Source organism: Priestia endophytica DSM 13796 (genome assembly GCF_900115845.1).
In the GTDB taxonomy this organism is placed as follows: Bacteria; Bacillota; Bacilli; order Bacillales; family Bacillaceae_H; genus Bacillus_I; species Bacillus_I endophytica.
Genome location: NZ_FOXX01000013.1, coordinates 104558 through 117993, shown reverse-complemented (window position 1 = coordinate 117993; position 13436 = coordinate 104558). Strand labels below are relative to the sequence as shown.

Here is a 13436-nt window from a genome sequence, read left to right as displayed (position 1 = left end):
GAGTGACAACGGATTTACGCTTTTTCTTTTCCTAAATGTATCTATTATAATCTTATTTATAGGATTATTTGTTTTATTACTAAGTATTGGCCACTCCGTTCTTTATACTTCAGTTGCCTTTTTATTTATTTACGTTGGTTTTGCTGCCGTGCAATCTGAATTAAGTAATTTCATTTCTGTACGTTTATCCCCAAATTTAATGTCGGAGGGTATAGGCATGTCCAACTTATTCTTCTTTATGGGAGCTACGTTTGGTCCTGCTTTAACAGGTATTTTTCTAGATGAAAAGTTTACAATTTCAAATAAGATCATAACATTTTCAACCTATCATATCGGTATCATAGGAATGGGGTTAATGGTACTTGTCATGTTCTTCATCGTTATGTTAGTTATGAGAAGAAAAGAGGATAAAAGACAAAATAACATACATTATCATATCTAATCATTAATATGGTTAAACAACAATTGTAGTAGAATACTAGTTTTTTAGCCTTAGATATATTTTTAGTAGAAAAAATAAAGAACCGATTTCTATAAAAGAAATGGGTTCTTTTTTGAATTCAATTTTAAGTTTTTTGTGCTAAATTACATTCAAAAAGTTTAATAAGGGTGGGTGTATACCCTTACTGAACGAAAAAGCTAGATGATACCTTTAATTCAGCTGTTGTCTGGCTCCTTGTTAGTGCGAGAGTATGAAGAATCGTAATGGAAGTCTAATCTTATTCCGGAATTTTTTCGTATGCTAACTTCATAATAATATCTTTGTATTGAGGATACTTTGATAAAAGATCAGCTTGTGTGAACAGTTCAAAGTCTTGGAATTCAAATCCTGGTGAAACCATACAACCTACTAGAGAGCAAGTATCTTCCTCCATCACAGACGATCCAAAGATTGAGTACTTTGGAACTAAAGCTTGAGGGACCTCTCCATTGTCCAAGTTCATGCCTAATTTAATTTCTTCATATTCCCCATTTTCATGAATGATATGAATTGTTAAAGAACTTCCAGCGTGATAATACCATAATTCATCCGATTTTAAACGATGAAAATGAGAGACATCATTTGACGTTAAAAGAAAGTAAATACTCGTATAGAGCTTTCGGTTACCTTCGAAATCAACAGTTAATTCTTGAGAGGACGTACGTTCTTCCGATTCAAAGATTCTTTTATAATATCCACCTTCTGGATGGGGGAGTAGTCCAAGTTTTGATACCCAATATTGTGCATTATTTTTCTTCATGGCAATCTTCCTTCCGCTTTCTCTATATCAAGCATTTTTATTCGTGCACTATTAATATAGCACGTATTGAAGAACTTAAATTTTATATTTAATAGAGGATTTTACCCTAAAATTTTATTCGTTTGTAAGATGTTGTATATAAATTACTTATATAGGAAATAAGATGTGTGAATTTACAAAAAATCAATAAGAAATTAAAATCTGGCTTACATAAAAATGATAGTTTTATATCAGTTATAAAAAATTTGTGGGGGGAAGAACAATGGTCAAGCTTCGTAAAAAGGTGATTGGACTAACAATAGCAGGAACAGTAGCAGTAGGTTCATTAGTTATAGGTAATAGCATAATGGATCCTGTACAGGCAAAAAGTGGATTAAAGAAAAAGGGGAAGCAGCCTGAAAACGTAATTATGATGGTGATGGACGGGACAAGCTCTACAGCCACAACGTTAGCACGTTGGTACAAAGGTGAGCCTCTTGCAATGGATGAAATCATGACAGGGGGAGTCCGTACATATTCTGCTGAATCTGCAATTACAGACTCGGCTCCTGCTGGAACAGCACTAGCAACAGGAAACAAATCCAATTCTGGCTATGTTGGGGTGTTGCCTTCACTCGTTACATCACCTGGTTTAGAGCAAATCAGTGAAGAAGACAAATTCCGTCCGGTAGCAAATATAATGGAAGGGGCGGAGCGCACTGGACGTGCAACTGGTATTATTGCGACTTCTGAAATTCAACATGCTACACCAGCTGCTTTCTCAGCTCATCACGCTGATCGTGATAACTTTGAGGTGCTTGGTGAACAACAGGTTTACCAAGATATGGAGGTTGTTCTTGGAGGCGGAAAGGAAGCTCTTCAGCCTGGTACAGGTAAAAAGAGCCGTAAGGACAATGAGGACTTAATAAAAATTATTCAAGAGAAAGACTATGATTTTGTTGAAACAAAAGATGAACTATTAAATTCAAAATCAAATAAAATTTGGGGTTCATTTTCTAATAGTGCTCTAGCTTATGATATGGATCGTGAGGAAACAAATCCTGAACAGCCAACACTTGCTGAAATGACAAGTAAATCGATTGAAACGCTTTCGAAAGATAAAGATGGTTTCTCTTTATTTGTAGAGGGAAGTAAGCCGGACTGGGCAGCCCATGCGAACGATCCAATTGGAATGATTAGTGACGTGTTAGCCTTTGATGCAGCTGTTGCAGAAGCAGTAGAGTTTGCTAAAAAAGATGGAAACACAATGGTGATTGCTGTAACTGACCACGGGAACAGTGGTATTTCAATTGGTAATAGCAATACTACAAAAGGGTATGATACAACACCTGTTGCTAAATATATTGAGCCACTGAAAAAAGCGAAATTGACGATTGAAGGGGCAACAAGCAAGCTAGAAGATGACTTATCTAATCTAGAAGAAGTAGCAGCACTTTATGGCTTAGAGAATTTAACAACTGATGAAAAAGAAAAACTAAAAGCGGCAAAAACAAAAGAAGAGGTAGGACCAATCTTATCTAAACTATTAGCAAATCGCGCGAACCTCGGCTTTACAACTGGAGGCCATACAGGTGAAGATGTTTTCTTATATGCTTATGGTCCACAAAAACCATCTGGTTTAATTGATAATACAGACATTGCTAAAACAGTGTCAAAAGCGATGGGCTTTGATTTAGAAGAGTTAACAGATGAGTTATTTCTAGATGCTGAATCAGCCTTTAAAAAAGTTAAGGCGACTGTAAAGGTCGATAAGACAGATGAAGCCAATCCAGTCCTTGTAGTTACACGTAAAAACGTAAAAGCTGAACTACCTGTTAACAAAGATATTATCCGTATAAAAGGGAAAGAATATGATTTAGACAGCGTTATTGTAGAGAGCAACGGTAAATTCTATGTACCTGAAGAAGCAGTGAATGTATTTAAAAAATATGCTCGCTAAGTTAAATGAAGAAACCGCGTCCCAACTTTAATTAAAGTTGGGACGCGGTTTCTTTTTATTTCTTAATACTCTATACATATTTAGTTCACGTAATGTGATGTCTAGGAAATAATAAAAGCTTAAACCTGTTGAATAACGGTGAGTTTGGGATTTTTATTTTCCTTGAGGTCTACTTTTACGGTGATTTTTATTGTATGGAAGAAAAAAACTAACTCATACATGGGCAGAAACAGGTCAAAAGTTAAAGAGACATATTTCAAACTTCCCTAATCTAATTATCCGTAAAGAATATATGAAGAGATAGAGGATGCTTAGATCCTACCTTAATAAAGAATTCACATTATTTATCAGTATTATTAAAAACTCTGAATATACAGTTGATTTACGACTTAAGTCTTACTATTTTATAAGTCTAGGAATGCTTATTTTTCCATTATGAACCATATATAATAAATGTACATCATCTAATAAACGCTTGTTTATTTGAAACGTAAGTTATTTCGTATGTTAGATCATGCAATATTCTTTCACGATATATCATTGTTAGTTAGTAACCATTTATATATAAGTAGCTAAATGGAAGGAGAGAAATAAAACTTATAATACAAATTTTAAATTGTTGCCTATCCGAATGATATTAAACAGAGAGGAATTAAAATAATAAGATGAAAAAGATAAAAAAATTACTAAAATGGACATGGTTAAGTCTTGTATTATTACTCCTTATCGCTCTCTTTTTTCCCACCTGGACGGCCCATGTAAAAGGAAATAATAGTATAAATGAATTAGAAGAAGTAGAGATAAATGGAAGTAGCCATGAACTTATGATACGTGGTCACGATAAGAACAATCCTGTTATTATTTTTGTTCATGGAGGACCTGGAAGTTCGGAAATCCCGTATGCGAAGAAATATCAAGACTTATTAGAAAAGAACTTTACAGTTGTAAATTATGATCAAAGAGCCAGTGGGAAATCCTATCATTTTTTTGAGGACTATTCTAATCTTTCATCAGACTTACTAGTCGATGACTTATTGGCGATGACCGATTATATATCAGAACGTCTTGGCAAAGAAAAGGTGATACTTATTGGTCATTCTTATGGTACATATATCGGCATGCAGGCTGCCTATAAAGCACCTCAAAAGTACGAAGCATATGTTGGGATCGGACAAATGAGTGATACGGTCCAAAGTGAACTCGACAGCTTAAACTACGTTATGAATAAGGCGAAAGAGGCTGGAAATACAGATGATATTTCAGCTTTACAAGGGGTAAGGGGAAAAATTATAAAGGGTGAGACATTTACCCCAAGGAATTTTGTACTCAAATATGGTGGAGGAGCAAGAGGGATTGATAGTCCAGATGGTGATAATCTAGGTATGTTGTTGAGCGGTGAGTATAACTTATTAGACGTGATCGGCTACAACTATGGGATATCCTATTCTCAAGAAACTTTATTGAAAGAAGTCTTAAAAGAGCCATTGCCTACTAAGATAACAGAACTTAAACTACCGTGCTATTTCGTGATGGGGAAATATGACTATATGACTTCGTCTCATGCTGCAAAAGATTATTTTGATAAACTTAAAGCTGATAACAAAGAATTTATTGCTTTTAATCACTCCGCACACTATCCGCAATTTGAAGAGAAGGAAAAATTTTATAAGTGGATGTGCGATACATTTCTAAAACAAGAATAAAATGAAAAACCAAAAGACCATTATTCAAATTGGATATGGTCTTTTTAAACCTTATACTTTTACGAACTTATTTTAAATCATTTTTTCATTTACACATGGAAAACCTAGTTTACATGTTATCTATATAAGGAGATAAGAGGAAGAGTTCTATGTAACGTTCTTCCCAACACATCTTATTATGTATACTTTCTTGGTTATATCTACCTAAAATTTACCTAGTATGTCTTACATAAAGAAAGGGATTCTAAGGTTATACAAGGGCAAGGAGGTGGCAAGCATGTCAAATCGTAGTGGTGGTCGTAATCAACTATTAGTACAAGGTGCTGAATTAGCACTTGAGCAAATGAAGTATGAAATCGCTTCTAAATTTGGTGTTCAACTAGGAGCTGACCAAACAGCTCGTGCTAACGGTTCAGTAGGAGGAGAAATTACGAAACGTCTTGTTGCTACAGCTCAATCGCAATTATCAGGCCAAGTTGGAACAATTAACGTATCTCGTTAATTGATCAAAAAACTCCATAGCTATCATGGCTTAGGCTAACTACATCTGTAGGTAGCCTTCAATCTTATGTTTTTATTTATTATTTAAAAGAGGGGTGAAAATGAAAAACTTCTCCTTTATAAACTTAATCTTTATATTGTTACTTATAGCTTGTTCAGGGAATAACAAAGTAAAAGAGAAACCTACAGAAATTATCATATCGTTTATAGGAATTGAACTTTTGTTACCTTCGTAAAAGTTTTTCAAGTTTCTCCTCGATATGTTTAAACTTTCGATTGTAATGTTTAAATGTTAAGTAACATATAAGAACTTTAGCTGAAAAATAAAATAACAACGGAAATTATAATCTAAGCGTTATTCGTACATTTATTCAAAATCTGACCAAATTCATTTATGACAGGCCGCCCCCTTTTTATTTATTTTTTATCAGCCCCAATGTTATTATGCTGAGATTTCAAGTCTATCTTATCTAAAGATTGAAAGTTGTTTTCTTTGAGAGGTACGGAGAGTAATTGGGTTTTTCTAAAAAAAACGATAAAAGGGGAATAGTAGATTATTGATAGAAGAGCTTCTTGCTTAGCGAAAAGTAAAAGAGGAGGGTTCTGTTGAAGAGAACCGCCCCCTTTAGTTAATCATCTCTATTATCTTTATCTCGTCTATCTTCTTGATCTTCTATTTGATCTTCTGGATCTGGATTTTGGTCTTTTTCATCATCTTTATTTAGGGTATCATTTTCATCGACACCAGGTGCATTCCTATTTCTATCCAGATTATTTTCATAGTTCACATCGTCTGCATCCTGATTATTTTCATTGTTTGTGTTATTTCCACCTTCATCATTTGGAGCTTGTTCTTCATTTTGTTGCTCATCTTCTTGAGGAGAATCTTGATTATCATTTGCTGTACAACCTGTAATAAGTGTAATAGCAAATAAGCCTCCTAGTGATTTTAATAACCATTCCTTCATTTGGGCACTACTCCTTTCTTAACTATGACTTAAATTTCTTTTATATTTTCTGTATTTTATTTTTTTTTATTCAATTAACTCTTTCTTTTCAGAGGAGAATTTATCAATTTTTTATTCGCATTTTTCGTAAATAGGACTTCTTTTATTAGATTTTTATACTATGAATTAGTCAGCATGCAGTTAGAGATGGAGGTTTCAGAACGATTATGAATAACGTAGAACATAAATATGCAAATTTAGACTTAAATACGGTTTCAGAGTATGCACTTAGCTATACTATAATTTAAAGAGGCTACTATATATAAAATAATAAAAGGTACCTCTTTTTTAATACATATTATATTTATAAACTAGATTAAATTTAGTTAGTACAATATGTATATTTGATGTTCCACAATCGCACCCTTTTCATGAAGGTTTGGTTTCAAGGTAATATTAATAACGATCTTCCGCATTATTCCCTTTACCTTAATTAAAATTCGTTGAAATCCTCGGAATATACCGAGTGTTTTTTGGTAAATAATAAGATCGTTCAACAATAAATTGAGGAGGACTTGTATGCAACAGGATCAACAAGCTAAAGAGAATTTGAATTCTATTATTAAACCAGAATTTGCTAGAACTGATGCGCAAAAAGTAAAACAAGAAATTCAAAAAGATGTAAGCGAAGGACAAGGAGCAATGACTTCCCGAGAAGCAGGAGCAATACGTGATTAAAAAACCACTCTGGGTGGTTTTTTTCTCTTTCAAGATTAAACACTTTATATCTCTCATTTGGATTTGATCAAGATGCTGCAAATTTAATAATTAAGCACGGTTGGTTTGAAAGACCACCTCAAGCAATCAGGTGTAAATATCTAGATAAAGAAAAACCAATCTGTACCATTTTTATAAATGGGTTACTCCACACTCTGGCCCGATTGTTGAACAAAAAATGAAAGGTTGATACATATTAGTTATGTATCAACCTTTCATTTTTTAAGAACTTTTACGATTTAGATCTTGATAAGATTTTATCAGGTCGTTGCGATAACTGGGATAATGCATGTTTTAGACTGAAAATTAGCTAGGCCTTTTTGTTCTTTTCTTTGTGATACCTTGCATATAGTATGACAGCTGTAAGCCAAAATCCACTAATAAGGTATCCACCAAAAATGTCACTTGGATAATGTACACCTAGATAAATACGGCTTACTCCCATTGCTAAGATTATAGTTATGATTAGTAAAGATAATAGAACCTTTATTTTATAATGATTTAAATGAGTCCATAATAAAAATAAAAGTATACCGTAAAGAACAAAGGCATTCATAGCGTGTTGACTTGGAAAGCTATGGCCATCAATCTCTACTAAATGTGGTCCATCTGGTCGTGAACGGATAAGTAAATATTTTAGTCCTTCCCCAAGTAGTCGCTCTCCTAGCATTGTAATAATAAACAAAATAGAAGCAAAACGACGCTTAATTATAAAATAAAGGTAAAATAGAATGACAAGGGAAATTCCAATGACAAAATAGCTTGAGCCGATGAAGTCAAGACATTTCATTATATTGGTTAAAAAAGAAGCTCGATTATTATGAATGATTGAGGATAACCATTTGTCAAATTCACTAAACTTCCCAGTTTTAACTAAAACAGTAGTGAAAACAAAGCTAATGATCAATAATAAACCAGTAATAATGTATGCTCTTAATTTAACTAAAATCTCCATATTAGAATCCTCAAATCTATGTAAGTAATAATATTCTTCCCGAAGGATCAGTTGTTTATTTATTAGAGGAATCTAGAGAGTTTTGTGAATGAATGATGTATAAAATCTTGCATAATGAAAAGACACAAATCCCTTATCGTTCAACGGATCTGCGCCTTCTCTACTTCCCCGAATTAAGATCATAGTGATTAGGTTAGTCACTAGAGATTCACCTTAGGAAAAGGAGAATATCATGAGTTATTTAAACCAACCTTTTCTTTTAAACCAAAGATACATTAATACTCCAATAATCCCCATGAATCCAAGAGAAAGAAAATATCCATATTTCCAAGTTAATTCAGGCATATTTTCAAAATTCATTCCATATATTCCTGCAATAAACGTCAAAGGGGCAAAAATAGAGGTGATAATTGTAAGGACCTTCATTACATTATTTGTTTGATGTGAATTTAATGAAAGATAGCTATCCCTTATATCAGCTGTTACTTCCCTATTGGACATTACCATTTCCGATAGTTTCAAAAGGTGGTCATATATATCAGAGAAATATTCTCTTTTTTCTCTAATCCCACTCAAATGATGAGAGTTTAACATACGATAAAGTAAGTCTCGCATAGGATTAACCGTATGTCTTAGATTTAATAGCATAGATCTTGTATCGAATAACTCATTCATCAAATCGGTCATTGATTTCTTTGTTGTGTTATGTTCAATTTTATTTAATTCATCTTCAATTTTATAGATTAGGGGAAAGTAGTTGTCTACAATTTTGTCCAAAATTTGATAAAACACATAAAAGGTATCCCACTTTTCAGTATTTTTTTGTACTGAAAGCCTATCCCATACTTGAGTAACTTCCTTTGATGGCATACGATGAAAGGTCACTATAAATTTTTCACCGACAAAGAAATCCAATTCTTCTTTATAAATTTCTTTTTCTATTTCTCGAATAATATGTGTAACATAAAAAGTATAGTTATCGTAGTAGTCCAATTTAGGACGTTGAAGTCTCTGCACACAATCTTCAATAGCAAGTGGATGGAATTGAAAAGTGTACGCTAAATGTTTTATCTCTTCATCGGTAGGTTCATCAAAATCTACCCAGAACCATTTATACTTTGATAAATCTGCATGATGCAAATTAATATTTGTTTCTAAATTATTCTCATTAGTAATAGCAATAAAATTTATCATAGATAATTCTCCCTAACAACTATGATGATAACTAGATTTTTGTGGCGTAATAATGTCTAAACAGAAAAGGATAGGGAAGAGGTCCAATATCCTTTTCTATTTAGAACGAACTAAGGCTTAAGGTAACTGGAAATCTCATATCACCTTAAGTAGTTTGCTCCAAATATTGGATGTTATTCCTTTCCTTAAAATGAGCATAATAATGCTTCCTTTTCCTTGTTGAAAAACTAGAGAGATTAAAGAAGGCTTATAATTAAGTACATAGTTATCAAATAACCCTAAAAACCATGGATTCTGAGAGGATTTCTGTTCAAAATAAAGAATAATAGGGGTATTTTATATGAAACAAAATGTAGAGAAGCAGGGTTCATGATTACGAAAGGGATTCGGGGCAGAGTAAAAGAAAATTGGTGAAATGAAAAAAGGGGTGTGACTAAACGGTCAACATCTCTTTTCTCTTTTGCACATGGAAAACCTAATGTCGGATATGAGTCTTACATATACAAGGAGATGAGGGGAAGAGTTCTATGTAAGGTTCTTCTTCCCAACATAACTTATTCTGTATGAATTTCCTGATTATATTAACCTAAAAATTACCTAGTATGTATTAATTAAAGTAAGGAACCTTAAGAGTATACAAGGGCAAGGAGGTGACACTTATGTCAAATCGTAATAGCGGTCGTAACCAACTATTAGTACAAGGTGCTTCATCTGCAATTGAACAAATGAAATATGAAATCGCTTCTGAATTTGGCGTTCAATTAGGAGCTGATCAAACAGCGCGCGCTAACGGTTCTGTTGGAGGAGAAATTACGAAACGTCTTGTTGCTACAGCTCAATCTCAATTATCAGGTCAAGCTGGAACAACTAACGCACTTCACTAATCTCTTGAAAATTCAATAGCTATCATGACTTGGGCTACCTATCTATATAGGTAGCCTTCAATTATATGAAGTTTTCTAAATCGTATATACAAAACTATGACATGGATTATAAGAAGTAAATCCTTAAACTAGTAACAGGATTGAGCCTTCTTTTTCTGATAGGAACTCGATATAAACAAAGAAAAATATCTAAGAGAGAAACAAAACTCCAAATTCTACAATTTAATTTTTAAATTAAATTGAAAGATTATGAAAAAGAGAGAAAAGACGTGTAATATTAAGAAAATTCTATATACTACATGTTTTCAAAGCTATTGTTTCCGTTTTCATGGAGAATGTTTCCGTTTTCAGTGACTTTGCCTAAATAAGCCCACGCATGACATAATGAGAACAACAAATCATAAGGGAGGAAAATAAAATGAAAAAAATAGTTAAATTAGTTTCTAACGTAAGAGAAGTATATGGTAAATCAATGGATAATTACGGAAATGCGATTTTAAAAACAAAAGTCAAGTAAGGAGGATTTTAATTGAAAATCTATATTGAATATCAAACTGATCCACAAACCGATTCCAAAAGATAAAAACGAGAATCGGTTTTTTTTATGAAAAAAATTCCTCAATCCCTGCTTTTCCATTTAGTTATCTCTCCCCTAAATTAACATCATCATAAAAAGTTATGTATCTACTTTTGCCTTAACATAATCTGTTCTATAAGAAATAAAAGGCTAGAGGATTCAAAATATAGCAGCAATATTTACAGCCAGGATAACAAGTGAAACTGAAGTATATATTATAATTTGGTGGGGTCTAGATTTTCTATTAAATCATCTCCATCTCGTTTTCTCTTAAACAAATATAAACTAATTGAGAAGGTAATCTTTTTATACATGGAAAGTCAAACCTCTATCCGCAGGAAGTTCGAAGATAATTAATTTTTATCTAGCCGACAATTAATATATTATAATGAACATAAAAGTTAACTAATAATGTTTTTGTGTTAACATAATGGAAATGGATTCTGGTGAATTGAGGTGAAATATGTATAAACTGCGAGGCCATCATCTTTTTTGCCTTCTTGGCTATCGGGGAATGGGGTATTCCCCAGAATACGTAGAAAATATGACAAAGTTGCATCAAACCTTAAGAGATCAACCCCAGACAAGGATTAAGCTTGTAATGGGTCCTGATCACTTGTGTGAGAAATATCCTAACTCAGGTGAATACCATTGCCAAAATGAAAGCATCTACAAAAGAGATGCTGAAGTTTTAAAGAAGATGAAGCTTGAAATCGGACAAATTTTGAAATGGGAGGACATTGAATTCCGTATCCGAAAGCATGTCAACCCCTTCGATATTCAAGACATCTGTAAAAACTGTTCTTGGCGTTCATATGGGGTTTGTGAAGAAGGTATTCAAGAAATGCTTGAAGGGAAGGGCTTAAGGGAAATTAAATAAGCCCTTCTTTTATACAGGTTTTTTTGTTTCTGGGGGGAGGAACATTTATTAAAATCTTGCAATGGCATTTTATATTCAGCAAAACAAATCATTAAGTACATTTCTCATCATCTTTTTTTCCTAATTCAAAAAGAGCTACCGTAGTAGCCCTGAATAATAAAATCAACTGATATTTATAGCTTGTCCCCATTAGTTGTAATAACGTCTTTATACCAGAAAAAGGATTTTTTCTTTTTCCGTTCTAATGTTCCGCTACCGTCGTCATGTTTATCAACATAAATAAAACCATAGCGTTTTGAGAACTCACCTGTGGACATGCTGACCATATCAATACAGCCCCAGCTTGTATAACCCATTAACTCAACCCCATCTTCGATAGCTTCTCCCATTGCTTTTATATGTTCACGAAGATAGTCAATTCGATAATGATCATTTATCGTACCGTCTTCTTCTATATTGTCATAGGCTCCTAATCCATTTTCTACAACAAACAGTGGCTTTTTATAGCGATCATATAATTTGTTTAAACTAATGCGTAATCCTTCCGGGTCGATTTCCCAGCCCCAGTCACTGGCTTTTAAGAACGGATTTCTTATTCCGCCAATAATATTCCCTTGTGAAGCTTCCTCATCTGTTTTCACTTTCTTCTCAGTACGTGACATATAGTAGCTGAAGCCAATATAATCCACAGTGCCTTCCTTTATTATATCTAAATCACCATCGTGCATTTCCAATTCAATATTATGTTCCTTGAAGTATCTCTTCATGAAAGATGGATATTCTCCCTGTACTTGAACATCTGCACAATAGTAATTGAAAAGTTGTTCCTCTTGAAGGGCATACATCACATTTTCTGGATTGCAATCAAAGGCATATACAGGTGCAAAGAGAATCATACAGCCTATTTTGGAGTTAGGAATAATCTCATGGCATGCTTTGACCGCAAGAGCACTTGAAACAAATTGATGATGATAGGCTTGGAAGGTAGGTTGGTATTTATCCTCTTCTTTTTCAATTGAAAAGCCAAGACCTTGAATTGGCATAACCAAACCACTATTGATTTCATTAAACGTCATCCAATACTTTACTTTATCTTTATAACGATTGAAAATCACTTTTACATATCTTTCGAAAAATGTTACCACTTGACGGTTTCTCCAACCTCCATATTCTTTTACTAAATGAAGTGGCATTTCATAATGAGAAATTGTTACGAGTGGTTCAATTCCATGTTTATGTAACTCGTCAAAAACACGATCATAAAAAGCTAATCCTTCTTCATTAGCCTCTAATTCATCACCATGCGAAAAAATTCGCGTCCAAGCAATTGACATACGGAATGACTTGAAACCCATTTCCGCAAACACGCAATATCTTCTTTATATCGATGGTAAAAATCAATTGCTTCATGATTTGGGTAGTAATACTGATCGGGATGGATTTCAAAATCGAAACCTGGATTCATTAATATTTTGTAGCGTTCTTTTCCACCTGGAAGGAGATCAGCAATATTGAGTCCTTTATTTCCTTCATTATATCCGCCTTCTATTTGATTAGCTGCAGTTGCTCCGCCCCATAAAAATCCTTCAGGGAACCGATATTTTTTCATATTAAATTACCTCCGCAAGTATATTCCATCCTTATTATTTGGTTTTTGTGTAAATTTGTTAAATTCATTACTTCAAAATCAAGATAAAAACTATAAAAAATCAGATTCGAAAGTTAACTTTAGTTCTATTGTAGGGAAAAAGAGAAAAAATATAGGGAACATTTCTTTTCCTATAAATAAAATATTCATAAAATTTATAAAAAACTTATATACTTAGTAGACAAGTTAA

The 13436-nt window shown here is 33.2% G+C and carries 11 protein-coding genes and 1 pseudogene; 7 read left to right on the top strand and 5 right to left on the bottom strand.

Going from position 1 to position 13436, the window contains the following annotated elements:
* Positions 1-217: 217 nt before the first annotated feature.
* Complete coding sequence (locus tag BM012_RS20330; RefSeq protein ID WP_061802510.1) at positions 218-442, top strand: hypothetical protein; 225 nt, start codon at positions 218-220, stop codon at positions 440-442.
* A gap of 277 nt (positions 443-719) precedes the next feature.
* On the opposite strand, the gene BM012_RS20325 is transcribed toward BM012_RS20330, so the two are convergent.
* Positions 720-1241: a cupin domain-containing protein gene (locus BM012_RS20325; RefSeq protein ID WP_061802511.1), complete on the bottom strand. Its 522-nt coding sequence runs from the start codon at positions 1239-1241 to the stop codon at positions 720-722.
* A 262-nt stretch (positions 1242-1503) separates the two neighbouring features.
* Here BM012_RS20325 and BM012_RS20320 point away from each other — a divergent pair, with 262 nt between their 5' ends.
* The 3 genes from BM012_RS20320 to BM012_RS20310 all read left to right on the top strand — a co-directional run bounded on the left by BM012_RS20320 (position 1504) and on the right by BM012_RS20310 (position 5385).
* The gene (locus tag BM012_RS20320) at positions 1504-3180 is read left to right on the top strand and encodes an alkaline phosphatase (protein WP_061802512.1); all 1677 of its coding nucleotides are present in this window, start codon (positions 1504-1506) and stop codon (positions 3178-3180) included.
* A gap of 665 nt (positions 3181-3845) precedes the next feature.
* Positions 3846-4883 (top strand): alpha/beta hydrolase, encoded by a 1038-nt coding sequence (locus tag BM012_RS20315; protein WP_061802513.1) that lies wholly within the window; start codon positions 3846-3848, stop codon positions 4881-4883.
* A gap of 277 nt (positions 4884-5160) precedes the next feature.
* The gene (locus BM012_RS20310; protein WP_061802514.1) at positions 5161-5385 is read left to right on the top strand and encodes an alpha/beta-type small acid-soluble spore protein; all 225 of its coding nucleotides are present in this window, start codon (positions 5161-5163) and stop codon (positions 5383-5385) included.
* 628 nt (positions 5386-6013) lie between these two features.
* Here BM012_RS20310 and BM012_RS20305 read toward each other — a convergent pair.
* Entirely contained in the window at positions 6014-6352 is a 339-nt protein-coding gene (locus tag BM012_RS20305) for a hypothetical protein (RefSeq protein ID WP_061802515.1), read from the bottom strand.
* A 558-nt stretch (positions 6353-6910) separates the two neighbouring features.
* Here BM012_RS20305 and BM012_RS26545 point away from each other — a divergent pair.
* The gene (locus BM012_RS26545) at positions 6911-7069 is read left to right on the top strand and encodes a hypothetical protein (RefSeq protein WP_167360155.1); all 159 of its coding nucleotides are present in this window, start codon (positions 6911-6913) and stop codon (positions 7067-7069) included.
* A 349-nt stretch (positions 7070-7418) separates the two neighbouring features.
* Here BM012_RS26545 and BM012_RS20300 read toward each other — a convergent pair whose 3' ends face one another.
* Together BM012_RS20300 and corA are read right to left on the bottom strand one after the other, a co-directional pair.
* The gene (locus BM012_RS20300; RefSeq protein ID WP_061802516.1) at positions 7419-8063 is read right to left on the bottom strand and encodes a phosphatase PAP2 family protein; all 645 of its coding nucleotides are present in this window, start codon (positions 8061-8063) and stop codon (positions 7419-7421) included.
* A 237-nt stretch (positions 8064-8300) separates the two neighbouring features.
* Positions 8301-9257: a magnesium/cobalt transporter CorA gene (gene corA, locus BM012_RS20295; protein WP_061802517.1), complete on the bottom strand. Its 957-nt coding sequence runs from the start codon at positions 9255-9257 to the stop codon at positions 8301-8303.
* 659 nt (positions 9258-9916) lie between these two features.
* Between corA and BM012_RS20290 the strand changes: the two genes are divergently transcribed.
* Positions 9917-10141, top strand: coding sequence for an alpha/beta-type small acid-soluble spore protein (locus BM012_RS20290; RefSeq protein WP_061802518.1), 225 nt, complete (start codon positions 9917-9919; stop codon positions 10139-10141).
* 1040 nt (positions 10142-11181) lie between these two features.
* Positions 11182-11598 carry a DUF1284 domain-containing protein gene (locus BM012_RS20285; protein ID WP_061802519.1) on the top strand — a complete coding sequence of 139 codons (417 nt, stop codon included), beginning with the start codon at positions 11182-11184 and terminating at the stop codon, positions 11596-11598.
* Between the two features lie 173 nt (positions 11599-11771).
* Here the strand turns inward: BM012_RS20285 and BM012_RS20280 are convergent.
* Positions 11772-13207: pseudogene (locus BM012_RS20280) on the bottom strand (glycoside hydrolase family 1 protein).
* Positions 13208-13436: the final 229 nt, after the last annotated feature.

What these genes read in the sequence shown, in the direction of transcription:
- BM012_RS20325 (WP_061802511.1), bottom strand. Translation starts at nt 1,241, where the DNA reads ATGAAGAAAAATAATGCACAATATTGGGTATCAAAACTTGGACTACTC.
- corA (WP_061802517.1), bottom strand. Translation starts at nt 9,257, where the DNA reads ATGATAAATTTTATTGCTATTACTAATGAGAATAATTTAGAAACAAAT.
- BM012_RS20300 (WP_061802516.1), bottom strand. Translation starts at nt 8,063, where the DNA reads ATGGAGATTTTAGTTAAATTAAGAGCATACATTATTACTGGTTTATTA.
- BM012_RS20290 (WP_061802518.1), top strand. Translation starts at nt 9,917, where the DNA reads ATGTCAAATCGTAATAGCGGTCGTAACCAACTATTAGTACAAGGTGCT.
- BM012_RS20315 (WP_061802513.1), top strand. Translation starts at nt 3,846, where the DNA reads ATGAAAAAGATAAAAAAATTACTAAAATGGACATGGTTAAGTCTTGTA.
- BM012_RS20320 (WP_061802512.1), top strand. Translation starts at nt 1,504, where the DNA reads ATGGTCAAGCTTCGTAAAAAGGTGATTGGACTAACAATAGCAGGAACA.
- BM012_RS20305 (WP_061802515.1), bottom strand. Translation starts at nt 6,352, where the DNA reads ATGAAGGAATGGTTATTAAAATCACTAGGAGGCTTATTTGCTATTACA.
- BM012_RS20310 (WP_061802514.1), top strand. Translation starts at nt 5,161, where the DNA reads ATGTCAAATCGTAGTGGTGGTCGTAATCAACTATTAGTACAAGGTGCT.
- BM012_RS20285 (WP_061802519.1), top strand. Translation starts at nt 11,182, where the DNA reads ATGTATAAACTGCGAGGCCATCATCTTTTTTGCCTTCTTGGCTATCGG.
- BM012_RS26545 (WP_167360155.1), top strand. Translation starts at nt 6,911, where the DNA reads ATGCAACAGGATCAACAAGCTAAAGAGAATTTGAATTCTATTATTAAA.
- BM012_RS20330 (WP_061802510.1), top strand. Translation starts at nt 218, where the DNA reads ATGTCCAACTTATTCTTCTTTATGGGAGCTACGTTTGGTCCTGCTTTA.